This is a genomic window from Legionella sp. 39-23, from assembly GCF_001897665.1.
GTDB classification, from domain to species: Bacteria; Pseudomonadota; Gammaproteobacteria; order Legionellales; family Legionellaceae; genus Legionella; species Legionella steelei.
This window is the reverse complement of the sequence record NZ_MKTO01000002.1, coordinates 74,029-98,967: the sequence shown is the minus strand read 5'-3', so window position 1 is coordinate 98,967 and position 24,939 is coordinate 74,029. Positions and strand designations below refer to the sequence as shown.

Sequence of the window (24,939 nt, the reverse complement as noted above, 5' to 3'; positions counted from 1 at the left end):
AGGAACATAGACCTAGAGTCAGAATTCCCGGGTTATGCTTCGCTTCACCCAGGCTACATTTTTATTTTTGCGCTACTCATAGTACGGGAGTTTATTTAGTCATCTGTAAAGGGAGTATCAAACGTTGAGTACAATAACCAGTTTACCAAATTTATTAACTTTGCTGCGCATCGTGCTGATTCCAGTGTTTGTTGTCGTATTTTATTTACCATTTTCATTTGCGCATATGTTTGCCGCAAGTATCTTTGCTGCAGCAAGTTTTACCGATTGGTTAGATGGTTATTTGGCGCGTAGACTGAAGTTGATGTCTCCTTTTGGTGCTTTTCTTGATCCTGTTGCAGACAAATTATTGGTTTCTACAAGTTTGTTGTTGCTCGTGGGTGCTAAGGAAATTAATTACATTACTATTCCTGCTATTGTAATTGTTGGGCGTGAAATCGTTATTTCGGCCTTAAGGGAATGGATGGCTGAAATTGGTCGACGTGCGAGTGTGACCGTTGGATATGTGGGGAAGATAAAAACATTTTTACAAATGGTCGCCTTATTTTTATTGTTGGCATTTAATTCGTTAGATAATTGGGGTGGGATTTTCGGTTTTGTCCTGCTATATGTGGCCGCAATTTTAACTATTTGGTCGATGATTATTTATTTGGCGATTGCCTGGCCAGAATTAACGAAAAAAAATTAATTTTATTATTGACAGGGTGTTAAATTTCGGTAGAATCACACCCCGTAGAGACGCGGGAATAGCTCAGTTGGTAGAGCACAACCTTGCCAAGGTTGGGGTCGCGAGTTCGAGTCTCGTTTCCCGCTCCAAATTAAAGCGACAAAAAAAGTCGCTTTTTTTTTAGAGCAATAGACATAGACGTATTAGAAGTATAAATGAGGCTGTGTGGCAGAGTGGTCATGCAGCGGCCTGCAAAGCCGTGTACGCCGGTTCGATTCCGGCCTCAGCCTCCATAAATAGATTGCCCAGGTGGCGAAACAGGTAGACGCAAGGGACTTAAAATCCCTCGGACCAAAAGTCCGTGCCGGTTCGATTCCGGCCCTGGGCACCAATCACCAGTTATTCTGTAGCAAATAAGACTAACGCAAGAATCGCAAAAATCATTCCTAGGACATGTTTCACAGTTAACCCTTGCTTGAGAAATACAACGGACAATAATAGGGTAATCATAGGATACATGGATGTCACGAGTACCACAGGCATTGTAGGTCCATTGCGTAATGCCAAAATGAAAAAAATACAGGCAATTCCACTTGCTAAACCGTTCAATAATCCATATGTCCCTCCTTTGGGACAAAGATCCAATTTAAAATCAAGTAATACAAGGGCGATGAGCCCTGAAATTAATACACCAATGCTTGAATAAAACGTGATGGATAAAGGATTAATAAAGCTTGATGCTCTTGTACCCCAATACCCCCAGGCACCATAAAGACATAAAGCAATGAGTGAAGGAAAATACCAAGAGCTAGGATTCATACAAATTTACCTCACCTGACAACAGGCTTTACAAAGTGTCTATATAGGATAACCGGTAGCTTATTAAAATAATACTCCCAAAGTTATCTTTGTGACTATCCTGGGTACGATTTGCACGATAACCTGATGACATCGAAACCCATTTGGAGTCCCTGTATATGTTCGATAATTCGTTTGAAAAGTAGTCAAATAAGGCTGGGTTTAATAGCCTGAGGACATCTCAGGCGTTAACAGCGCAGCCTTCAGAATAATCTTGTATGATTGTCATATCTTGCTTTTAGCTAGAGGGAGCTACAGCAGCAGCTATTGATGGACTGGATTCATGCTCTAGTGATCTTTGTTTGTCTAACCAATCAACTAAGCGGCTGCGGTATGCTTTAAAAAACAAGGAAAAGCGATTGGATGAACGAATCTGGGCACTTTCACTGCTTTCAAACAATCTCGTTACTTCTTTTGATGTAGCTAATTTCAAATTTAAGGCAATTTTATCTGCATGAAAGGCGATGTCAGTCAGCGCACAATTTCTTAATTTGAAGGAGCCCTCAATAATTTCACCTCGTTCTCCTTCGATTATGAAATCAGTAAGCGTAAATGGATGTTTTGCGAAATAAGTACTGTTTTTACCATTCGATGCGATCAGTTCTTCTTTGGCGCCAGCTGCAACAAGCTCTATACATAAATCATCAAAGTGATAAAATCTTGCCCAGTGAAGTGCGGTCATCCCGTGATTGTCAGCCTGATTTACATCACAGTGTAACTCAAGCATTTTTTGCAAAATTTGCTTTGCAGCTTCTTTATCGGCCAGCTTACAAGCTAAAATCAAAGCGGTATTGCTAAAAGAGGTTGCTAAGAGCAGTTTCGAGTTTGCCATTCTCAGTGCATAGTTTAGGTTGTAATGATTTCGGTCAATAATGGCTTGATGTAATGGGGTATTGGCTGGTTCTATATCATCATAACTTTCCATGTCTCGACGAGAAAGTTGGCAAAATAGAGCTAGTTTTTCTAACGTTTCTTGGCGTGAGCTAACTGCTTTTATCTCATCTTGGTAGATATTGAAAAAAGTTTTAATAGTGTCCAAATTAGTTTCTAATAAGGGTAGGGTGCGTTTTAGAACACCGGGTAATAGTAAATCTTGGCTCTGTAGATAGCTTAGGAACAATTGCAGTTTATCTAATTCACTTTTATATTTTAATTTAGGGAGCATTGCTTCGATTATATCTTTTCGTAACAGATCAACTTGCTTCATGAATTTAAAAAAATTATCAAGGAGTTGTAGATCTTCTGCCGAGGGATACGCTGTACTTAATAATTCTGCTATTAAAGGAATCAAATCAGGAGGTAGTGTTTTACAGAGTCCAAATAGTTCAAAAATTAAATGCCAATCACTATGTTCTTCCGTATATTCCTGGTCACCCCTGCTCATCGTAAAGCGTAGTGGAGTGACCTTGGTTATTTGGGTATATCGTTCTAGCTTATTTTTTTTGGCTAATAAGCAGATGAGTTCATAAATTTTATCGTCGCCTGCAGAGGACATCCTAATTGCCTGAATCATTGCCTTGCGTGTTTCTGGAGTTGTATCACTAGCCACATATATTTGCAGGGCTCTCATAGGGTCAGAAAAACGTTTTGTTTTAATGAATGAAGCTAAGTGAAGAAAATCAGTGAACTGATCGAGTGCTACTCCTGCCGAGACGTTATGAAGCTCTACATCTATTGCTGCATCAACCTCATCAAAACGCACGTCGGGTGAGTTAATTAAGGCAGTAAGCTTATCACTAAGAATGATTTTTTTTACCTGCAATTGTGATGATGCCATAAGATTCCCTCCAATTAGATTAGTTTGATGAATCAGTCTACGTTAAATAAATTTAATTTACAATTTGTAAAATTAATGGCTTAAAAAAATCTTATGTGCGACTAAATATCCACAAATTTTGTGGATAACTATGTGGGTTATCTGATGACGAAACAATAAAATAGCAGAACCAGCTATAGGGTATATCTCTTAGGGGATTTTTTCTCTACAATAAGACTTTAACCAAAAATCAAAGCAAATATGTATAAACCATTAGCCCTTTTTATGGGCTTACGCTATACGCGTTCTCGAAAAAAGAATCATTTTGTTTCTTTTATATCTCTGAGCTCTATGCTTGGTATTGGCATAGGAGTGATGGTTCTGGTTACTGTTTTATCAGTAATGAATGGATTTGATGAACAGATACATAACCGTTTTTTTGGTATGGCCCCTGAAATTACGGTTTCTGGACCCAATGAGCGACTCGATAATTGGTCTGAAGTAGCTAAAAAAATTCAAACGGTTCCTGAAATTAAAGCATTATCTCCTTATGTCGGTGGGCAAGGATTAATGGTGCACGAAGGACAGGTTTTACCTATTGTCTTAACGGGCGTATTGCCTGAGCAAGAAGAAAAGATGAGTCACTTGCAAGATAAATTGTTGGCAGGAAATCTCAATAATTTAAAAGATTTTGGCATAATCCTAGGTAAAGGCCTTGCAGACAATATGGGGACGATGATTGGGGATAAGGTTACAGTGATGATTCCTCAGGCAACGGTGACTCCTGCGGGAATGATTCCGCGTTTTAAGCGATTTACAGTAGTAGGTGTTTTCTCTGCTGGAACTGGATTTAATTTTGATACAAAGCTGGCTTTTATCAATATGGGGGATGCCCAAAAGTTATTGCAAATGGGGGATGATGTCACCGGCATCAAAATGAAAATAGATAATGTGTACCAAGCTCCTGAACTGTCTGTTCGCTTGTCTCAATTGTTAGGTGGAGAATACCAGGTTGGTAATTGGACGCAGCAGTATGGTGCGTTTTTCCAGGCGGTCAAAATGGAAAAAACGATGATGTTTATGATCTTATTGCTCATTATCGCGGTAGCTGCGTTTAATCTGGTCTCCTCTTTGGTGATGGTTGTTAATGACAAACAAGCAGAAATTGCAATTCTACGAACGATTGGCGCAACCCCTTCTACCATATTATGGACGTTCATTGTTCAAGGTATGATGGTCGGAATTGTGGGGACGTTTTTTGGTTTGCTTGCTGGATTAGTATTGGCTGAAAATGCGACCACAATCGTGAATCATCTGCAAGCCTGGTTTCATTTTAAAGTCTTGTCATCGAGTATTTATTTTGTTGATTATTTACCTTCTAAGATTATGTTGAGTGATCTATGGAAAGTTTGTGTTATGGCCTTATTAATGAGCTTTTTTGCAACCATTTATCCTGCCTGGCGCGCCTCAAAAACAGTGATTGCGGAGGCTTTGCATTATGAGTGATATTATTTTACATGCGACAAAACTGTGTAAATCCTACAATGATGGAGCCTCTAAGGTTGATGTTTTACGAGGTGTCGATTTGTCCATCGCGAAAGGTGAGCGTTTGGCAATTATCGGTCCTTCGGGCTCTGGGAAAAGCACTTTATTGCATCTAATGGGCGGGTTGGATAAGCCAACAAGTGGCGAGGTATTAATTAAGGATGTGAATTGGCAGAAAGTAAATGAAAAGCAACGTTGTCGATTACGCAATCAAGGCTTGGGATTTATCTATCAGTTCCATCACCTGTTACCGGAATTTACCGCGCTTGAAAATGTTTCTATGCCACTACTGCTAGCCAAAATCTCAGTAATGGATGCCATGGCAGAAGCAAGTAAAATACTGGATGATGTTGGCCTGAAAGAGAGAAAAACACATAAGCCCGCCCAGCTTTCCGGAGGAGAGCGCCAACGGGTTGCTATCGCTCGAGCATTGGTACATCAACCATACTGCGTATTGGCAGATGAGCCAACAGGTAATCTCGATCAAACAACTGCAACAAAAGTATTTAATTTAATGTTGGAGTTGAATCGAAAAATGAATACAGCTTTGGTCATTGTAACTCATGATCAACAGCTGGCAAAACAAATGGACCGTGTTTTAGTACTGGGCGAGGGTATTTTGTCCGAATTTAAATAAGCTTGTATCAACAGAGACTCTCTGAGCTATTGTTTTTGCAGGTAAGAGTGATCTATAGAGGAGTGAATAAAAGAATGCCTAAAGGTAAGGGGAGTAGTGCCCAAGCAACCCAGCTTGCGAAAAGTTTTTTAGATGGGCTTAGAAAGAATAAAGAAGCTTATGATTTGGTAGATATGGGGGTAAATCCATATCGATTTTTGAAAAATACAGTGGCTCCTCAAGTATTAGCACCTATTGCTGAAGACGATGCAGAAGAGAAAGCCGGAGTAAGTGGTCCTGGTTTGTAGATTGTAGCCAGGCTGAAGGCCTTAGCCGTAACCTGGGTTTCGCTGAGCGCTACCCAGGCTATTAAGAAATCTTTAGTAGTCTGCATGCCCTGGTGTACGTGGGAAAGGAATTACATCGCGTACGTTGGCTAAGCCAGTAACATAACTCACCAAACGTTCAAAGCCCAAACCAAATCCTGCATGGGGTACAGTACCATAACGACGTAGATCGCGATACCATTGATAGCTTTCTTTGCTTAGATTGCATTCTTCGATACGCTTATCCAGAATGTCGAGACGTTCTTCACGTTGACTACCTCCGATGATTTCACCAATTCCAGGTGCTAAAACATCCATCGCCGCAACGGTTTTTTCATCATCATTGAGGCGCATATAAAACCCTTTGATTTCCTGGGGATAGTTAGTCAGAATCACCGGTTTTTTGCAGTGAACTTCTGCCAAATAACGCTCATGTTCCGATTGCAAATCCAAACCCCAACTAACTGGGAATTCAAATGACTGTCCACACTGTTCCAAAATTTTAATGGCATCAGTATATGTCATAATTTCAAAATCAGAGTCAGCGACGTGTTCCAGTCGTTCAATACATCCTGGTGCAACAAATTGATTAAAAAATTCCATATCATCAGCACGTTCTTCGAGAACTGCTTTACATAAATAACGCAACATCTTTTGACTTAAATCGCAAATATCTTGCAACGTGGCAAAAGCGACTTCGGGCTCAATCATCCAGAACTCAGCTAAGTGTCGGCTTGTATTTGAGTTTTCAGCACGGAAAGTGGGTCCAAAAGTATATACTTTGGACATCGCCATGCAATAAGCCTCAAGATTTAATTGTCCTGAAACCGTAAGGAATGTTTCTTTACCAAAAAAGTCTTTATTGAAATCGATTTGGCCGTATTCGTTTTTAGGAGTATTTAAGAGGTCTAAAGTGGACACGCGAAACATTTCACCCGCACCTTCGCAATCACTGGAAGTAATAATGGGGGTATGGATCCAAAAGAACCCTTGTTCGTGGAAAAAGCGATGGATGGCTTGTGATAAACAATGACGAATCCGTGTAACAGCGCTAATCGTATTCGTACGAGGACGTAGATGAGCTACCTCGCGTAGAAACTCCAGAGTGTGTCGTTTTGCTTGAATAGGGTAAGTATCTGGATTATCTACCCAGCCTACAATTTGAATAGACTCCGCCTGAATTTCAAACGATTGGCCTTTACCTTGAGAGGCTACTAATTTGCCTGAGGCAATTATCGAACAGCCTGCAGTCAGTTTACTGACTTCAGTGGTGTAATTGTCCAAATTGTCTGTAGCTACGATTTGAATGGGAGCAAAACAAGAACCATCATGCAGGCTAATAAAAGACAAACCTGCTTTGGAATCACGTCGAGTCTTAACCCAGCCTCTCACTGTGACGTGTTTATCAATGTTGATTTCACCATCTAAACACTGCTTTATGGTAAAAACTTCACTCATTTTTTTACTCCTCGCTCTGAGTATACTTTGTACAGTCGCTGAGCACTGTTTTAGTGCATTTAAATTCCATCAGTCCTAGGACGCTTGTTGAAACAATGCATACGTATTGTGTTACATCAAGCATGTTCCGATTGAAGGATTTATCTGGTTAGCGAAACGGGGTAATGCCAATCCCAATTTGTGACTTCACGAAGTATAGATACCTTTAACTAAAAATGAGATGATACACCGGGGTTATCAGCATTTCTACTATATTAGTGCTAAAACACATTGATTTTCTCGCTTTATTAGGGTAATCCCAAACAAGAATGAAAGTGCTTCAGTATAATCATTGAGGAAAGATTATGTTGCAAAAAATGTTCTGTATCTCATTGTTTTTTTGTTCTTTGGGGGCGGCAGCAGATGATACGGTATTAAAATTATTCAGGCCTTATGGTGATATAACGAATCAAGTGGTTCCACAAGTGAAAAAAACACTCATGGGAGAATGTTATTCTCAATCCCAATTAATTGAACGGGAAGATGCTTGGCGTTGCCTTGCAGGCGGCAAAACGTATGATCCTTGTTTTGTTAAGGCCGGTCCAAACAGGACGGAGGCTTTATGTCCTCAATCTCCTTGGCGCGGAGACAGCGTGTTGATTATGGTGAAAGAACCTTTGAATAATGAGCAAAACAAAACATTAGATATGTCACGCGCTTATCCTTGGGGCATCGAATTAACTAATGGCGAACGATGTAAAGCGATTAATTCAGGAAAAATTTATGATCAAATGCCAGTGCGCTATAGATGCAGCAATAAAAATTATCTGATTGGTCATTTACAGCGATGCAAAACTGTGTGGAGCATGCTTGAGAAAACGCCAAAAGGTGTTGTGACTGTCGAATTAAAGAAGGCATGGTTTTAAATAAATTTATTACCATAAACTTTGTAGCCTGGGTTCCGCTGCGCGTCACCCAGGTTTCAACCAATACCTATTGAACCTCGGGAATTGCCTTTTGAAATGGTTCCAGAGTCAAACAATGGGTGTTGATTTCATTGATAAGCGGATAGTTATCCATAGCAAAATGAAAACGGTTTGCATTATAGACTTGAGGTATAAGGCAGAGATCAGCCAATGTCACTGTGTCACCAAAACAAAAAAGTTGTCGACGTTTAATATGTTGTAGCTTCGCTTCAAAAGCATCAAATCCTGCTTTAAGCCAATGATGATACCATTCCGTAACTTGTGATTCGCTGGCTTGAAATTGTTCTTTTAAGCGGTTTAAAACCCTTAAATTATTTAAAGGATGCATATCACAGGCAACAATTAAGGCAAAAGATTTTATGGTCGCCTTATCCCACGGGTCTTGTGGTAATAACGGAGGATTAGGGTAGGTTTCATCCAGATAGTCAATTATGGCAAGTGATTGACTAATCACTTGTCCATTGACTTCTAAGCTGGGAACTAATTGTTGGGGATTGATCGCTTGATACTCTGGACTATGCTGTTCTCCACCATGATTCACTAGATGAATGTTCATTGTCTCATAAGCAATATTTTTTAAGTTCAGAGCAATTCGGACACGATAACATGCTGTTGAGCGAAAATAATCATATAGTTTCATTATTTATACCTGCTTCACCACTTGATCGATGGCCCCAAACAGACTTCGGCCTTGTTTATCACGCATTTCAATACGAATTCTGTCACCAAAACGCATAAAAGATGTTTTTGCTTGACCTTGCTCTATGATTTCCAGCATTCGTTTTTCGGCAATACACGATGAACCTTTGCTGCGATCAAGATTTGAGACTGTACCTGAACCAATAATAGTTCCTGCACGAAGGACTCTGGTTTTGGCTGCATGTTCAATTAGTTTTGCGAAGGAAAACGTCATATCAATTCCTGCATTGGGCTGGCCAAATAATTGCTCATTCAGATGACTTAATAAAGGCAAATGCACTCGTTGCCCATCCCAATCAGGGCCTAGTTCATCAGGAGTGATGGCAACTGGAGAAAAGCTGCTGGAGGGCTTGGATTGAAAAAAACCAAAGCCTTTTGCGAGCTCATTTGGTATTAAATTACGTAATGAGACATCATTGACCAGCATCAGAAGTTTAATATGTTGTCCTGCATTGTCCTGACTTATGCCCATAGGAACATCATCAGTAATGATTGCAACTTCTGCTTCAAAATCGATGCCATATGCCTCATCTGCCATCAATATGGGGTCTCTAGGTCCCAAAAATGAATCAGAACCACCTTGATACATTAAGGGATCAGTCCAAAAATTCTCTGGCAATTCCGCACCACGCGCCTTACGCACCAGCTCGACATGATTCACATAAGCGCTGCCATCTGCCCATTGATAGGCGCGAGGAAGAGGTGAGTCACATTGTTGTGGATCAAAACTAAAGGCATTTTCTAAATGTCCTTCATTAAGTTGTTGAGACACTTTTTGCAATTGTTCTTCTACTACATCCCAATGATCTAAAGCATATTGTAAGTTGGGTGCGATTTGAGGTACTCGTACGGCAAGAGTTAATGTTTGATTGACCACACATAACTCTCCGTCGCGTGATGATGCTGATTTTAAACTGGCAAGTTTCATAAGCTCCTCGTTTAGTTGTAGCCTGGGTGTTTTGTAGCCTGGGTGAAGCTGAAGCCGTAACCCGGGTTATGGGCGTGTATTTTTGATCCGAACCCCTGGGTTCAGCTGCGCTTCACCCAGGCTACAATGATATTTTTTTAAGCTGATTTTTCTTTCAAGGTGCCACGTTTGATTTGATCTCGCTCAATGGCTTCAAATAATGCTTGAAAGTTACCCTCACCGAATCCTTGATTTCCTTTACGTTGGATAATTTCAAAAAACACAGGGCCAAAAATATTTTCAGTAAAGATTTGCAGCAATAAACCATGTTTTGGATCGACGTCACCATCAATCAATATTTTCTCTTCTTGTAGTTGCTGAACTTGCTCTTGATGCCAAGGAAGGCGATCATGCAGCATTTCATAGTACGTATCTGGAACATCAAGGAATTTAACGCTTTGTTCTCTTAATGTATGCACTGTATGGTAAATGTTGTTAGTAGTTAATGCGATATGCTGGATGCCTTCACCTTTGTATTCATGTAAAAACTCTTCAATTTGAGATAAATCATCTTTGGATTCATTCAAGGGGATTTTAATTTTTCCGCAAGGGCTGCCTAGAGCACGACTTAATAAGCCCGTCATTTTTCCTTTAATGTTAAAATAACGAATTTCCTGGAAGTTAAAAATAGACTCATAAAACTGAGCCCATTTATCCATGTTGCCACGAAATACGTTATGGGTTAAATGATCAATAAGTACTAAGCCATTTCCTTCTATTTTTTTATTGGGTTGATGCTCCCAATGAGCAGAGAAGGGTTGGTGTTGATCGTCAACAAAATAAATAACACTACCACCTATGGCTTGGATACCCAGTAAACCATGATGTGCATGTGAGCAATCTTCAAATGCACTGGCTCCGTGCTGAAGTGCATATTCGAAAGCGGCTTGGGCATTTTTCACTTTAAATCCCATGGCACAAGCACCCGCGCCATGAGTTTTGGCATGTTCTTCTGCTTGGCAATTTGTTGTTGCATTAACTATAAATTGAATCTGGCCTTGCTGGAATAAAGTGATGTCTTGATTTTTATGATGCGCAACAGCTTGGAAACCCATGTCTATGAACTGTTGATGCAGACGTTTTTTATCTGGGCCTGAAAACTCTAAGAAAGCAAAACCATCTAGTCCACAAGGGTTGTTGTTTGTTTGCATTGTTGATTACTCCTTTAAAATGATTCAGTACTTATAAAAAACCTTCCTCTACAAGAAATGGCAGAAAGCAAGGTCAGTAATCTGGGTGAAGTGCAGCGGAACCCAGGGTTAAAGACACGAAGGCCAACAACTTAAACCAGGGTTACGGTTTCGCTTTCATCCAGGCTACAAGATACTTAGGCATACAGTATGCGCTAAGATGGTTGTACTAAAAATAATCCATCAGCTATTGGCAATAAACTAATAAACACGCGTTGATCATTTTTAATCAAATCGTTAAGTTTTTTTATTTCTCTGGTTTGTCCACCTGTTTCATTTTTATCAATTACTTTACCATCCCAAAAAATATTATCTATAGCGATTAATCCTTTTGGTTGAATTAGTTTTAATGCCAATTCATAGTAATGCACATAATTGGTTTTATCGGCATCAATAAAAATGAAATCGAATTTTTGCTCCCAACCTTCGGCGATGAGTGCATGTAAGCTATCTAAGGCACGGCCGAGTCTTAATTCGATTTTATGGTCTTGCTGTGCTTCCTGCCAGAAGGGATGTGCTTTGCTCGTCCACTCGGAGCTGATGTCACAAGTGATGAGCTTGCCATCATCCGGCAAAACTAAAGACATGGCTAAAGCACTATAGCCAGTAAATGTTCCCAGCTCCAAAACATTTTTTGCACCGATAAGGCGCAGAAGTAATTGCATAAATTGAGCTTGTTCCGGCGCAACTTGCATGTTCGCCAGGTCCATAGTCGACGTCACCTTACGTAAACCAGTTAGAGATGGATGCTCACGCAAAGATTTGTCCAGCATGTATTCATAAAGTTCGGGGGTTAGGCTTAAATGTTTCATAGATTCCTAAAGTTCTGCTATTTTGGCTAAAGTGGCACGAATTTTATGTTTTCTGATACCGCACATACTAGTCCGTCATCCCTCGTTATACTCGGGATGACGCCTTAACAACCCTAAGATAATTTTTCTTTTGCTAAATTATCTGCAATTTCACTTGTAGGTAAGTTTTCTTGAGCGGAGCGCGCAAAAATTTCAGTCAAATGAGTATAAATTGCATCGATTTGTTCGTTAATTTTTTCTTCAGGAGTATGTAGATACTTAGATGCTGCAAAAATTAATCCTCCAGCATTAATGACGTAATCTACTGCAAATAAAATACCTTTATCATGTAATTTATTACCATGATAAGTATGCGCTAATTGGTTATTTGCCGCACCTGCAACAATGGTTGTTTGCAATTGAGAAATGGTGATGTCATTGATAATTGCGCCTAAAGCACATGGAGCAAAAACGTCGCAGGGAACTTTATGAATTTGATCCGTACTTACCGCTTTAGCACCTAATTCGGTCACAGCACGTTCTACCGCAGCCGGAGAAACATCGGCAACAGTCAATGTCGCACCTAACTCATGCAAATGTCTGGCAAGCAAAAATCCAACATGGCCTAAACCTTGGATGGCCACATGAACTCCATTTAGACTTTCTTTTCCTAGTTTAAAAGCCACTGCAGCTTGAATACCACGTAGAATACCTCTGGCAGTAGAAGGTGATGGGTCACCATCGTATTTGGATAAACTGGCTACATAGGGGGTATGTTCTGCAATAATGTCCATATCTGGTAATTCGGTGCCACTATCAAGAGCAGTAATGTAGCGACCATTTAATTCATTAACAAATCGACCAAACTGGTGCATGTATTGGGCACGATCAAATGAGCCTTTGGGTTTTATAATTACAGATTTGCCGCCTCCCAATGGCAAGTTGACCGATGCCGCTTTAAAGCTCATTCCTCGGGCAAGACGCATTGCATCTTGAATCGCTGCATAAGTATTTGGATACTCAATGAAACGGCAACCACCTAAAGCAGGGCCTAATTTGGTATTGTGGATGGCAATGATTGCTTTCATTCCAGTTGCTGGGTCTACTTTGAAGTGCAAGTCACCAAAACCGTGAGAGAGAGCGTAATCGAGGAAATCATCATCGGTTATTATTTGGTTAGTATTTGATATATTGTCCACAGAAATCATTATTTATGCTCCTCTTTTGCAAATATTTTTGCAGAAGTTATATTCCTATTTTTTGATTAAATCAATGGTATATACCCAAGAAACTCCAAAATGCTATTTTTAGCAAGTCGTCTAAAACCAGCATTTTGGCGTTTCTTGGGTATAGTGAATAATTTGGTATCTGAAGGCATGCTGGTATACACTAATTTGTTTATTCATCAAAAATCGGAGAGGGTTATGCGCCAAATAGCTGTCAGAATACTGGCTTTAATGGTTATCACATCGTTCGCTTTTGCTGAAGGCGTCTTACCACCTCCACCACAGCCGCAGTTAGTTCTTGATAAAATTGATTTCCAACTTTCAGCAAAACAATGGGTCACAACACAAACTGCTTTACTAGGAGTTAATATTAATGTGACGTTAACCAGTGCTGACTTGGTAAAAGCGCGTGCTGACATCATTGAGCGATTAAATAAAGTTGCGAAAGGAGATTGGCACCTAATCGAGTTTGATCGCTCTCAGGACAATTCTGGACTTGAGAAGCTTTATGTGCAAGCACAAGCGCGAGTCAACCAGGAGGCGTTAACTGATATTTATAAAAATGCCAAAGAGGTCAGTTTGCCTGGTGCTAAATATGAGATATCCAGTGTGGATTTTAAACCAAGTTTTGATGAAACTCAGAATGTTTTAGGTGAAATTCGCCAACGGTTATATCAGCAGGTGAATGATGAGCTCGCCCGTATTAATAAGGCTTATCCAGGACAAAATTATAGCTTAAGCAACTTGACGTTTATGGAAGGCTCTAATCCGTCTCAGCCACGACCTTTGCAAGCAAAGGTGATGAACACGATGATGGCTGGTGAAGCAGCAGCTGCAGCGCCCGCATTAACAGTAAGTAATGAGTTGATATTGACTGCAATCGTTGAGGTAGCCTCAAATCGTAAGCAAAATATTATGAAGTAGGTTGCTCAATAAGTTAAAAATCTCCCTCATCCGCCCTAATGGATACCTCTACCCCAAGGGGCGAAGGGAGATTTACTTCCTGGCAGTTTGTAGCCTGGGTGCAGCCTAGTGTTATAATTTCACTTTCACCCACATTTTATAAAAGGGGAATGAATTTTGTTGGTTGTTGAAAAAATTATTGGACATCGAGGAGCTGCAGCTTATGCTCCTGAGAATACATTAGCTTCATTCGACAAGGCGTTGGCTTTAGGATGTCATTTCATTGAGTTTGATGTCATGTGCAGTGTTGATGGAGAACCTTTCGTTATTCATGATGATAATTTAAAGAGAACAACAAATGGACGTGGTGATGTAGGCAAGGTTGAGTCTGCTTATGTGCAATCTTTGGACGCAGGCTCTTGGTTTTCACGACAATTTAAAGGCGAGCGTATTCCTCATTTTAAAGAGGCATTGAAGTGGCTGTCTTTTTCGGGTGTACAAGCAAATATAGAAATTAAACCCTATCCTGGTACTGCAGAACAAACGGCAGTAGCCGTGATGAGCCACATTCAACGTTATTGGCCACAGGGAAAAGATTTGCCCTTGGTTTCTAGCTTTTCTTGGGATGCTTTGGTTTTATGTCGCAGTATTGCTCCGGAAATGCCATTGGGTTTACTTCTGCATGCTTGGGATGAACAATGGTTACAAAAAGCCAAGCAATTAGAATGTTTTTCAATTCATTTTAATCGCAGAGTTTTAACAGAAGAGCGTGCTAAAGCAATTAAAGCAGCAGGTTATGTTCTCTGTGCATATACGGTGAATCGCAGACGCTTGGCTAATAAGCTATTTGCTTGGGGTGTTGATGCGATTTTTAGTGATTATCCAGACTTATTGGCATGAAAAAATTAATTCTTCTTTTAGTCGGCATCTTCTTTACTCTATCAGCCCATGCAAAACCGGTTGAACTGCTGTTGTGGCATGGAATGGCTGGACATTTGGGTGATGAAGTTCGCCTACTTGCCGATGATTTTAACCGAAGTCAAAATGAATACATAATTAAACCCGTTTATAAGGGCCATTATGTAGAGACATTAACGAGCTTTGCCGCTGCATTCAAAGCACATCATCCACCTGCCATGGTACAGGTTTTTGAAGTGGGAAATGCCATTATGGAGTCGCCTAAGGGCGTAATCAAACCAGTAGATGAGCTGATGCAAGAGCAAGGAATAAGCTTGCCTAAAGAAGATTTTATTCAATCTATTCGTGAGTTTTATAGTAAAGATGGGCAATTAATGGCTTTACCTTTTAATCTTTCGGTTGCAACCTTGTATTACAATCAAGATATTCTTGCCAAGGTAGGTTACTCCCAAGTGAATTTCCCACGCACTTGGTCTGAGATGGAAGTATTGGCAGAGAAGTTAAAAAAAGCAGGCTATGATTGTACTTATACAACCGCGTACCCAGGTTGGGTGCTTTTTGAATCCTTTTTAGCAATTCATGGATTGCCATTAACTCAAGAAAATCCCGCACGCGCTGTGTTTAATACCCCGCAATTAGGCAGTCATTTTAAGCGTTTAAAACGGTGGCATACATTGCATTATTTTCGCTATGCAGGAAGGGTAGATGATGCCACTATTTTATTTACCAGTGGTGTTTGCCCTTTGTTGAGCCAATCATCTGGTGCTTATAATAGTTTGTCCGCTTTAGTTCCTTTCCGGTTAGGAATTTCCAGCATGCCTTTGGATACAAAAGTGAGTAAGATACGACATGCAAATGTTGCTGGCGGTGCAGCATTATGGGCCGTAGCGGGACAGACCAAGGAACAGTATAAAGGAATCGCTCAATTTTTTGCATTTATCGTGAAACCCGAGACCCAAAAGCATTGGCATGAGCATACAGGTTATGTCCCCATAGGTTTACAAGGTATCTATGCTAATATTTTGCGAAGCAGTCATCATCCAACTTTATTGATGGCGCGTACGGATTTAGCCGGGGACTTGCAGGAAAAACCGTTACCACGTTTTGGTCCGCAAAATCAGATTCGCGGTATTAACGATGAGGTTTTGGAAGCGATGTTTGCAGGTTTTCTAAGCCCAAGTGAGGCGTTACGAGAATCCTCAGTACGTACCAATCATGTATTGTCACGTTTTGTGAGAAATACGACAGGACCATAATGATAAGAATATCGAAGATACTTTGTATTGTAGCACTTGCTTTTTACTGTTTTCTTGTTGTCTTAGGTAATATTACCGATTATAAGGCGAACTATGTTCTGGTAGAACATACATTGGCGATGACGGACATCTTTGCGGACTCGCGAATTGGTTATCGCGCAATTTTCAATCCTATAGTGCAGCACACAATCTATCTTATGATCATTGGCTTAGAAATCCTAACCATGGTGCTTTGTGCTGCAGGCGCTTGGAAGTTATTTAAAGTGCGGCATGAAAGTGCATTGATTTTTAATGGAGCTAAAAATTGGGCGGTAGCCGGCCTCACATTAGGCTTTTTAACTTGGCAAGTGGTTTTTATGTCTATAGCAGGTGAGTGGTTTGGTCTATGGATGTCTTCATTGTTTAGAGGGGCTCTAACAACGGCTTTTCATCTATTTATTACTTTTTTAGTTCTTCTAATCTACTTGGTTATTAAGGATGAGTGAATACTTGTGAATGGTGTTGGATTAAATTTGTAGCAGAAATCCAGTTCGTAGAAATAAAAAACCTCCGCCTAGGCGGAGGTTTTAATGAAGTACAACTTAAAGCTATTTAAACTTGGAATTGTCTGTTGAGCTCTTGCATTTGTTCTAACAATCGAGCTTCTTGCTCTTTCAGTTTACTCAACTGCATAGTCCCTTCTTGGATAGCTTGCTTCAGTTCAACTATAGATTTTTCTAGTTGTTCTACTTCCTCTCCAAGTTCCTGAATAGTTTGCTTGACAACGGTTGTTGACGTTTCGAGCTCTGCTTGTTTAAGTTTTATTTTAACCCACGTTAAAAACAGAACCGGATTGCGAGCATATTCAGTTGGAAGTTGGGCGCCTTTTTTTCTTCCTGGTACAATTTCTAATTCCTTTTCAAGCCTATCAAGTTCCCTAAGAATAGATTCTGATTCACTAGCACCTACTTCGGCAACTTTAGCCTGAAGTTCTTTTTTCGTACTCTTGTTTTTTTCTTTGTCCTTTAATAGGCCATCGAGTACTTCCAGTTTTTGAGAAAGCTCCACAATCTTTTGATGTAAAGGGACACTTTGTTGGAACAAGGTAAAAGTTTGGAACCCTCTTATTACACTTTGCAGTGTAACAATCGCTTTCGCCTCTTTTTTTGCTTGTTCCTCTCGATTCAGCATCACTTCTCTTGTTTTTGCGGCTGAATCTTTAGGATCAATGATATCATCTACAGTAAGAACGAGACCTTTATCTTGATATCGCTTATCAATGTATTGTTGAGCACGAGCTGAAACATCTTTATTTCGTACGCAACGTCCAGTTGCCTGAGGTCCTGACAGTATTCCGTTAATCGCATTGATATTCGACTCAACAACTGGCGAATGACTATTGATAACTTGCACATTTAAGATATCTCGAATACTCACACCTGTAGCAATTACTTCATCTGCAACAATATGTGTTCTCAGACCAACTTCAATTTGCGCAAGCTGCTCGTCGATTATAGACTGTTTCGTCTTCATATCAATTGCACTGGCATAACCTTCAGTTGCTTTTAAGGCAACTAAATCAACAGGAGTAGCATGAGTTACCACATCAGAAATAGGATTTGACGTTTTGATCTTAGCTACCATTGCTTCTGCTCTGTCCAAAATTAATTTAACCATTGCTTCTTTTTGCGCAGTAGGCAATTTGGAAATAGGTGGTCCTAATTTCGTCAAAGCTGTATTTAATTTTATCCTATCTGCGTCTTCACAGGCTTTAAGCTTGCTTAAAAACGGAGGAGGTATCTCACCATCTTTTGTTTTGTATTTCTTGATATGCTCATCGCATTCTTTTAAATATTCATCAAGCTTGTGAGATCTGTCTTTCTCAGCAATATCAGTGAACTTTTCATTAAAGATAAGTGCAAGAGCAAAGCTATTGACCGTTCTTTGAATGTCTTTTTGTTGTTCAATATCGATATCATTTTTTAAATTCACTGCACGTAAAGGAACTTGTCTACGTAATTCCAGTTCATCGACAGCACCAAATTTTTTGGCCAATTGCACTCTTGCTTGAGATTCAGACTCTTTGCGGAGCTCTGCTACTTTCCCTTGATATTTTTCCAGGGTAGGTCTATCTCCATTCGCAAGCTTCTGATAGGTTTCAGCTAATTTCTCACGAGTTGCTTGGTCATCAGAAAAACCCATGTTGCGTTGAGCACGAATGCGGTTCAACTCTAAAGCTTGTTCAATGGCTTGTTGTTGCGCCACAGCGTCTTCAATTCCCATTGTCGCTTTTTTAATTTGTGCTTTTAATTCGACCGGATCAACATAACCAACCATTCCCTCTTGGAGATAATAATCATCAAAGTAATGAATCACTGCTTGATCAATCAAATCTTTTTCTTCTAAATAAGCTACTTCAGGCTTAATCGGACGAATTGTTCCTAACTCAATTGCAGCACCAAGACTTAAATCATCTAAAGGCGTACCAGTAAAGAGATCATACAATTTCGAAGTTGGTGTCGCTGTTAATGCTAGAATTGAATTGCGAGCTTTCAATCTTTGCAAAATTTGTGTATCTTCTTCAGTAAATGTATGGCGATGGCTTTCATCAATTAACACCATTGAATCTTTTATTTCGCCAGCGATGATCTTGAATAATGGATGTTCCGCCTGCAAAACAACTTGATCAAAATGCTCAGTACCTGCAATTACTTTGGCAAAATATGCTCTAATTTTTTGTTTGTCTTCCTCTTCCATGTCACTTAAATCGTCCTTCAAACCGTCCCAATCCACATCAACGTTGGGTTTAATCGTTTCCAAAGTAAATACGGTAGGAACATGTGTGCTGCCTCCGACCTTACCTGCACCTAACATTTTTTGGGTTTCAGATGATTGCTGATCAACTAGTGTCTTATCAGGAACAATCATGACCGTGCGCCCAACTGCCTGTGCAATACCTGCCATTACAATACTTTTGCCTGAACCTGTTCCCATGACGGCAAGACGTTGTTCTTTTCCTGCGGCCAAGCTATCAGAAAATTTGGCTAATATTTCATTTTGATATGCATGAGGAACAAACGATTTAGTATCAACAGCTAAACCTTTCTTAGTTACTGCGTGAAGATCACCTACTCTATCATAGGTTAATTTAACAGTGGCGGAATGGTCATGATCGAAGAATAATTTACCTCTGCTCACTTCTGCATCTAATTTGCTGGTTATTTTAACCGTGTATTCTTGTTGCTCGTCTTTGATACCATCGTAAGTAAAATCTACTGTATATACAGCACCACCAATTGTAATCGCAGCTTCAAGATGTAACTTTTCGTCTGCTTTCTTAGTCCATTGGCTTCTTTCTTCTCCGGGCTTGCCTGCTTTTGCCAAAATTGCTTTGACAACATTTCCAATCTTAGGATCCTTTTTTGAGTTTTCTACAGCAATAATCTCTTTTGCTGAACCTACTGTAACCACTGCTCCGTTGGTTACAACTTCTTTTAATAAATGAACTGCTGCAACTGTGTCTGTGTAATCCCTAAGATCTGCAATCTGTTTTCTAACAATTTCGCTGTTGGCGCCCATAAGAATCTCCCCATAGAATATTTTTTAAATATAAAAATATAATCAAGGTCCTTATAAATTATATTTAGAAACATAGGTGATTATCGAACCTAATGTTTTCCGATTATACATAATTAATATTAAGCAACCATTAAGTACTTTTATTGTTTAATTGGATAACCTAGTACACAGCTTACTTAATGTTGGCAATTATACAAAAAGAATATTAAGTGACTATTAAGCGTCTTTATTGAATGTAAATTGATCACTTTGTGGTGTGAGTGTTGCAGGTAGCTAGATAAATAGGGTATAGGACTATGCTTCTGACAGCGGGCCATTGTCGTTATTTCTTCATATAGGGTATTTAAAATATATTTATTTGATAATATTTTGACCTTGGTGCCCCTTTTGATGATAAAATCAGAAATAATAGATAAAGATTTTTTATAGCTGTCAAACGACACAGGATAGTGAGGCGGTATATGGCATATATTAAGTTTAATCAAGTAACTGAAGCGAGAAGTAAAATCATGGCACGCTTAAGTCAATTAGGTTTAGAGCCTGATGAAGACATGATGCACACTCTTGAAGCGAATCCTCAATATCTGAATCGATTGACTTCTTTATTCAAGGCATTAAAAAAATATAATATTGCGCTTAATGATAAACTCCATAAGACTATTGCAAGTAACGCTGCTAATGCGGGCTATGTGGTTCATCTATTAGAGTTTATGCATGAAGCTGGCATTGACACTGCAATTATTGCACCCGAGGTTTTGTTTCAAGTTGCAAAGTCAGAAACCACTCTCATTCATGGGATTCGTCAACTTATCGCTCATAATGCAATTGGTACAGCCAATTTAAAACTAATGTTTTCTTATCCTGAGCAATCGTACTTACTTGCTGATTTAATCATTAACTTTCAAGCACATGCTTATCCTACTGAAAAAATAGTTGAAAAGCTGGGTAAATTTCATTCAAAAAAAATGAATACAGTGATTGAGTTGCTTACTCTACTTTTAAATAAAAATCTCTATTACAGCGAATGTTTGGACATTTTTTTAGCTCAGCAAGAGCATATAAGTAATATTTATGAGGGAGCGAAAAAGCTTGCCGTAGAAAATAAGTTGGCAGCAAGTTATTTAGATACCATCGGAAAAGCGCCAAAAAATGCCAATATTCTCGCTAATATTATTTTGCTACTACATAGCACCTCACTCATTGATTATAAAAAAACAGAGGATCTTTTAATTGCAAGTAGATTGGGAGCTGGCGCGTTTCATTTGTTGATGCACTTGCAGCAAGCAGGTATCTTAGATGCAGAGCATTATAAAAAAGTGTGCCAGCATAATCCGATACTGAATAAACCTGAAGTCATCGAATCTTTAAGTAATCTTCCTCTATTCGTTGCATTTGAGAAAGGCGAGTTAGAACAAATGTTGATTTTAATAACTAAAGAACCTGGTTCTGATACCGATTGCAATGAATTGATCGAAATGATCCAAAAGCATGTTTTAACAATTACACCCCATTTGTAACCCATGCAAAATTGCTTTAATACACTCATTTGTGTTATATTTATGCCCTTAGAGATCAATTAAGGGACAGTTATGACTGTGACAGACAGTAGTACAAATAGAATGATTACCAGCTTAAAACCTGGTACCGCCACAGCAATAACTAATTCACCTGGTGCTTCCTTTGTGGAACGTTTGAGAAAATTAAATCTAGGAAATGATCCACAAATGATAGCTCTTCTTGAAGCAAACCCTGATTATGGTAACCGTTTGATTTCTTTATTTAAGGTCCTTAAAGAGCTCGAAATTGACTTGACTGATGGACTTGCTCGACTCATTGCAAATAATATTTCTCAAATTGGTAGAGTGGTCAATTTGCTGGAATTGATAAAAAAAGAAGTAAATATTGATCCCAGAACTCTTTCAATGCCGCTTTTATTTAATGCGGCTCCATTTGATGAAGCTGTTGCTCAAAGCGTACGTGATTTAACACAGGGAGATTTGCTTGATCCTGATATTTTTAAATTATTGCTTGCTTATCCTGCACAAGCACACAAGATTTCGCAATTGTTGATTAATCTTCAAGAACGCGCCTATGAGAGCTCCGCTTTAGTAGAGAAACTTAATGCTGTCTCAATTACGGCAGAGCGTATGGATACGGTTATTAATTTGCTTGATTTAGTATTGGAAAACAACCTCTTTTACCCTGAGATGGTAGATATTCTTCTAAGACAAGAAGCATATATCGATAGAATTTATGAAGGAGCTACAAAGCTTATTGCAGAACACTCGCTATTCCCTGACTATTTTGCGATGCTCGAAGCAAATCCGAAAAATGCTAATATCTTCGCTAAAAATATTTTGTTATTACGTGATGCACAATTTATTAATTTCTCTAATCCTGAATGTTTAGCCATAGTAAGTCAATTAGGTATTGGTGCATTTCACTTTATGAAAATTTTGCATCGTGCGGATCAGTTAAATGAAGAAAATTTTGAAATAGTCTGTCAAAAAGATAATATATTAAATCGTGAAGAAGTCATTGACGAATTAAGCCGACTTCCTTTGCTTACTGAGTTCGATGAGGATGAATTGGAAATGATGTTGTGCTTAGTGGCTCAAACAGAATTGTCTGATGCAGATGTTGAAGGGTTCAATAGCATAATACGTTACCATCATATTTTTGAAAATCAATGCGCTGCATCTGTAAGTCTCTCTTAATCCGCAAGCAGTGTTTCTGTTTGCATCCTAATTTATCTTAATGATTGCAGCTGCCTCTATTTATCGAGGTAGTGCCATTATATTCATTTGTTGTTGAATTGCTTGCTGTTGTGCGGCCGCGTTTTGCTGTTGTGTAATGGCAATAGAGTCATTCATGGCGTTAATCGCATTTTCCTGTTGGACAATCGCATTGCTATCTATTGAGGTGTTGGCATCTAAGGGGACATCGGGATAAGCTGCTTGTGGGGGATTATATCCACGAGTAAATGTGTAGTTGGCTGGTGGATTTGAGGTTCCAACAACATAAGCGGTTGGAGCGCATCCGTTTAAAATAAGCATTGTTCCTAAGAGACACATAGAGCAGGTAGTCTTTATCATAAAAATCGCCCTTAAGGCATACAATAATTGTATTACCAATTCCATCTTAATTGTATAATTATAGATCAAATTATTCATTATTTGATCGATTATTGGGCGGTAAAGAGAAGATATTGTAATCAGGACCCAGTAGAATGGGACTTGATAGGTAGACACTAACTTACTAATTTCTTGTGATACAATAAATTTTTACAGCGCTCTCTATGTATCGCGCTTTCTAGCCTGGGTAGAGGCGAAGCCGTAACCCGAGGATTCGAATAAGAATCATGCTTTCATAACCCGGGTTTTCGCTATGCTTCACCCAGGCTACAAAACATCATCATTATAATGGCTCTAAGAAATTACCCATATTAGGTTTTTGACCCAGACGATATTGGTACACTACATAAAAAGCCATAATATTTTTTAGGTAATTCCGTGTTTCTTGCCAAGGTAGGGTTTCTATCCATACATCAATTTCTTTAGGTGGGTGCGTCCTTAACCAATAAACGACTTGTTTGGGCCCTGCATTGTATGCTGCAGCAATGAGGATCGGGTGATTGTCGAATCGTTTTTTAAGTTGTTTTAAATACGCCACGCCAATATTGATGTTCTTTTGGGACAGAAATAACTGCTTTTGATCATTATATGGAATTTTATCTGCTTTGGAGACCACCCTGGCAGTATAAGGCATGACTTGCATTAAACCGCGAGCGCCTACTGAAGATGTTGCGTCATCTCTAAAGCCACTTTCCTGACGAATAATGGCGTAAATAAACTCTGGAGCAACAGCATATTTTTTAGAGTAGAGGGAAATGCTGTCTTTATAAGCCAAAGGAAATCTTAACGACAGTTGATTATTTAGGGTCTCGTTATTACTTAAGTAAACAGATTTCCCATGCCATTGCAGCTTCTGATCAATCCAATAAACCAGAGCGCTTGCCTCATCTTTAGGCAGCTCACTAATAAAATCATTAAGTAAGCGCGATGCTTGTAGCGTTTGTTTGTTCAAGTAGAGTGTCTGAATTTGATCAATAAATGCTTGGTAGGGCTTCAATACATCCAGATTTGTTGTTGGATTTTCATTGGTAAAACTGGGCGTTTTATTGAGGCGAAGACTGGCAAGAAAGCCATAATATTGTCTGTTTTTCGCTAAAGGCTCATAAATTGCTTTTGCTTCTGCTTTTTTTCCTTGTTCTTCTAAAGAACGTGCTAGCCAATATTGCCAACACGGTTCATCTTTATGTTTTGAATCATTAATTAATGCGGTAACTTGTGCCCAGTTTTTGCGTTTTAATGCAAAACGTATTTGCCAGTCCAGTAAAACATCATTGTAATATTGAGGTTTTACTTTGGCGAACCATTGCAAAGCGTCTTCGTGATTGCGCATGGCTCTATAAAGTGCTACATGGGCTAAAAAAGCTTGTTGTTGTGCTTGATTAAGCATTTTTTGCGTTTTACTTTGTTGCCATAGCGTCAGTGCTTTATCCATATTAATAGAGACCATTCGTTTAAGGCCATAAAGGTAGATCTCACTATTTAATCCGCCTGGATTTAGCTTGCTGATGTTTGCTGGGTTTTGATACACAACGTTTAAAGCATTTAACTCAGATGCATGGGGTGTTTTGTATTGCTTTAACAAATATCGGGCGAGTTGGATATTGCGCCTATCTAAAGCCAAGTTAATTCGGTGTGTAATTAAATTTTGATTAAAATTATTATCTTTCAAAAGCAAGTCAAATAAACTATTGCATGAAGGAGGCATTGAATCACCGCTTAACCACAGTGGAATGGACGCTTTTAATGCCTCTTGCTGCTTGCCCGTGTTGTAGTTTGCTATTTGTTCATAACAAGCAAGATTCAAATCATTAGAAGGTTGGTAGTATTGGCTAAAGCTCGTCCAATCCTTGTTTCTGGCTAATTCATACAACCATTTTTCGCGTAGTTTCGTGGATAAAGGAGTGGTTCCTTTAATAAAATCCAAAAATGCGGTACTGGGCGTAGTTGTAGGAAGATTTTGGCTAAAAGACAAATAAGTGTTAAAACGTTCCATGTACGCTTCACCTGAGAGCGCAATGCACGTCTGGGAACTAATAATGCTGCAAAAGAGTAAAATAACTTTTTTCATAACTTATCTTCATTAAGGTCCATTGATATTTGCTACCA

22 protein-coding genes and 3 tRNA genes are annotated in these 24,939 nt (G+C 39.2%); 14 read left to right on the top strand and 11 right to left on the bottom strand.

Annotation, left to right across the window (positions count from 1 at the left end):
* Positions 1–124: 124 nt before the first annotated feature.
* The 4 genes from pgsA to BGO44_RS00595 all read left to right on the top strand — a co-directional run bounded on the left by pgsA (position 125) and on the right by BGO44_RS00595 (position 1,058).
* Entirely contained in the window at positions 125–688 is a 564-nt protein-coding gene (gene pgsA / locus BGO44_RS00610; RefSeq protein ID WP_273197594.1) for a CDP-diacylglycerol--glycerol-3-phosphate 3-phosphatidyltransferase, read from the top strand.
* 52 nt (positions 689–740) lie between these two features.
* A tRNA-Gly gene (locus BGO44_RS00605) sits at positions 741–816 on the top strand.
* 70 nt (positions 817–886) lie between these two features.
* Positions 887–960, top strand: a tRNA-Cys gene (locus tag BGO44_RS00600).
* 10 nt (positions 961–970) lie between these two features.
* Positions 971–1,058: transfer RNA gene (locus BGO44_RS00595), tRNA-Leu, on the top strand.
* Positions 1,059–1,066: 8 nt separating this feature from the next.
* Here the strand turns inward: BGO44_RS00595 and BGO44_RS00590 are convergent.
* On the bottom strand, positions 1,067–1,486 hold the full coding sequence (locus BGO44_RS00590) for an EamA family transporter (protein ID WP_058511882.1): 420 nt from the start codon (positions 1,484–1,486) through the stop codon (positions 1,067–1,069).
* 277 nt (positions 1,487–1,763) lie between these two features.
* Complete coding sequence (ankQ, locus tag BGO44_RS00585) at positions 1,764–3,302, bottom strand: Dot/Icm T4SS effector AnkQ/LegA10 (protein WP_058511883.1); 1,539 nt, start codon at positions 3,300–3,302, stop codon at positions 1,764–1,766.
* Positions 3,303–3,542: 240 nt separating this feature from the next.
* Between ankQ and BGO44_RS00580 the strand changes: the two genes are divergently transcribed.
* From BGO44_RS00580 to BGO44_RS00570, 3 genes are all read left to right on the top strand, one after another.
* Positions 3,543–4,787, top strand: coding sequence for a lipoprotein-releasing ABC transporter permease subunit (locus tag BGO44_RS00580; protein WP_273197591.1), 1,245 nt, complete (start codon positions 3,543–3,545; stop codon positions 4,785–4,787).
* Positions 4,780–5,463, top strand: a complete 684-nt coding sequence (gene lolD / locus BGO44_RS00575) for a lipoprotein-releasing ABC transporter ATP-binding protein LolD (RefSeq protein WP_058511885.1) — start codon at positions 4,780–4,782, stop codon at positions 5,461–5,463. The genes BGO44_RS00580 and lolD overlap by 8 nt, the downstream gene beginning before the upstream one ends.
* A 74-nt stretch (positions 5,464–5,537) precedes the next feature.
* Positions 5,538–5,750 (top strand): hypothetical protein, encoded by a 213-nt coding sequence (locus BGO44_RS00570; RefSeq protein ID WP_273197587.1) that lies wholly within the window; start codon positions 5,538–5,540, stop codon positions 5,748–5,750.
* A gap of 72 nt (positions 5,751–5,822) precedes the next feature.
* Here the strand turns inward: BGO44_RS00570 and asnS are convergent, their stop codons facing one another.
* Positions 5,823–7,226 carry an asparagine--tRNA ligase gene (gene asnS, locus BGO44_RS00565; protein ID WP_058511887.1) on the bottom strand — a complete coding sequence of 468 codons (1,404 nt, stop codon included), beginning with the start codon at positions 7,224–7,226 and terminating at the stop codon, positions 5,823–5,825.
* A gap of 344 nt (positions 7,227–7,570) precedes the next feature.
* On the opposite strand from asnS, the gene BGO44_RS00560 reads away from it, so the two are divergent.
* Positions 7,571–8,131, top strand: coding sequence for a hypothetical protein (locus BGO44_RS00560; RefSeq protein ID WP_058511888.1), 561 nt, complete (start codon positions 7,571–7,573; stop codon positions 8,129–8,131).
* A gap of 67 nt (positions 8,132–8,198) precedes the next feature.
* On the opposite strand, the gene maiA is transcribed toward BGO44_RS00560, so the two are convergent.
* From maiA to BGO44_RS00535, 5 genes are all read right to left on the bottom strand, one after another.
* A complete protein-coding gene (maiA, locus tag BGO44_RS00555; RefSeq protein ID WP_273197582.1) occupies positions 8,199–8,831 on the bottom strand; it encodes a maleylacetoacetate isomerase in 633 nt (210 codons plus the stop codon).
* A 3-nt stretch (positions 8,832–8,834) separates the two neighbouring features.
* A complete protein-coding gene (locus BGO44_RS00550) occupies positions 8,835–9,818 on the bottom strand; it encodes a fumarylacetoacetate hydrolase family protein (protein WP_058511890.1) in 984 nt (327 codons plus the stop codon).
* A gap of 137 nt (positions 9,819–9,955) precedes the next feature.
* Positions 9,956–11,008: a 4-hydroxyphenylpyruvate dioxygenase gene (gene hppD, locus BGO44_RS00545; protein WP_273197579.1), complete on the bottom strand. Its 1,053-nt coding sequence runs from the start codon at positions 11,006–11,008 to the stop codon at positions 9,956–9,958.
* A gap of 194 nt (positions 11,009–11,202) precedes the next feature.
* Positions 11,203–11,859 carry a class I SAM-dependent methyltransferase gene (locus BGO44_RS00540; protein WP_058511892.1) on the bottom strand — a complete coding sequence of 219 codons (657 nt, stop codon included), beginning with the start codon at positions 11,857–11,859 and terminating at the stop codon, positions 11,203–11,205.
* Positions 11,860–11,972: 113 nt separating this feature from the next.
* Positions 11,973–13,046 carry a Leu/Phe/Val dehydrogenase gene (locus tag BGO44_RS00535; protein ID WP_058511893.1) on the bottom strand — a complete coding sequence of 358 codons (1,074 nt, stop codon included), beginning with the start codon at positions 13,044–13,046 and terminating at the stop codon, positions 11,973–11,975.
* Between the two features lie 216 nt (positions 13,047–13,262).
* Here BGO44_RS00535 and BGO44_RS00530 point away from each other — a divergent pair, with 216 nt between their 5' ends.
* The 4 genes from BGO44_RS00530 to BGO44_RS00515 all read left to right on the top strand — a co-directional run bounded on the left by BGO44_RS00530 (position 13,263) and on the right by BGO44_RS00515 (position 16,626).
* Entirely contained in the window at positions 13,263–13,988 is a 726-nt protein-coding gene (locus BGO44_RS00530) for a hypothetical protein (protein ID WP_273197572.1), read from the top strand.
* Positions 13,989–14,147: 159 nt separating this feature from the next.
* Positions 14,148–14,867 (top strand): glycerophosphodiester phosphodiesterase, encoded by a 720-nt coding sequence (gene ugpQ / locus BGO44_RS00525; protein WP_273197841.1) that lies wholly within the window; start codon positions 14,148–14,150, stop codon positions 14,865–14,867.
* Positions 14,864–16,141, top strand: coding sequence for an extracellular solute-binding protein (locus tag BGO44_RS00520; RefSeq protein WP_273197570.1), 1,278 nt, complete (start codon positions 14,864–14,866; stop codon positions 16,139–16,141). The genes ugpQ and BGO44_RS00520 overlap by 4 nt, the downstream gene beginning before the upstream one ends.
* Positions 16,141–16,626, top strand: coding sequence for a DUF2165 family protein (locus BGO44_RS00515; protein ID WP_157070775.1), 486 nt, complete (start codon positions 16,141–16,143; stop codon positions 16,624–16,626). The genes BGO44_RS00520 and BGO44_RS00515 overlap by 1 nt, the downstream gene beginning before the upstream one ends.
* 106 nt (positions 16,627–16,732) lie before the next feature.
* On the opposite strand, the gene BGO44_RS00510 is transcribed toward BGO44_RS00515, so the two are convergent.
* A complete protein-coding gene (locus tag BGO44_RS00510; protein WP_058511897.1) occupies positions 16,733–19,699 on the bottom strand; it encodes a DEAD/DEAH box helicase family protein in 2,967 nt (988 codons plus the stop codon).
* Positions 19,700–20,160: 461 nt separating this feature from the next.
* On the opposite strand from BGO44_RS00510, the gene BGO44_RS00505 reads away from it, so the two are divergent.
* Together BGO44_RS00505 and BGO44_RS00500 are read left to right on the top strand one after the other, a co-directional pair.
* Positions 20,161–21,216, top strand: a complete 1,056-nt coding sequence (locus BGO44_RS00505; protein ID WP_058511898.1) for a hypothetical protein — start codon at positions 20,161–20,163, stop codon at positions 21,214–21,216.
* Positions 21,217–21,288: 72 nt separating this feature from the next.
* A complete protein-coding gene (locus BGO44_RS00500) occupies positions 21,289–22,416 on the top strand; it encodes a hypothetical protein (protein ID WP_273197566.1) in 1,128 nt (375 codons plus the stop codon).
* Positions 22,417–22,476: 60 nt separating this feature from the next.
* Here the strand turns inward: BGO44_RS00500 and BGO44_RS00495 are convergent, their stop codons facing one another.
* A complete protein-coding gene (locus BGO44_RS00495; RefSeq protein ID WP_058512457.1) occupies positions 22,477–22,794 on the bottom strand; it encodes a hypothetical protein in 318 nt (105 codons plus the stop codon).
* 322 nt (positions 22,795–23,116) lie between these two features.
* Positions 23,117–24,901, bottom strand: a complete 1,785-nt coding sequence (locus BGO44_RS00490; protein WP_273197562.1) for a transglycosylase SLT domain-containing protein — start codon at positions 24,899–24,901, stop codon at positions 23,117–23,119.
* Positions 24,902–24,939: the final 38 nt, after the last annotated feature.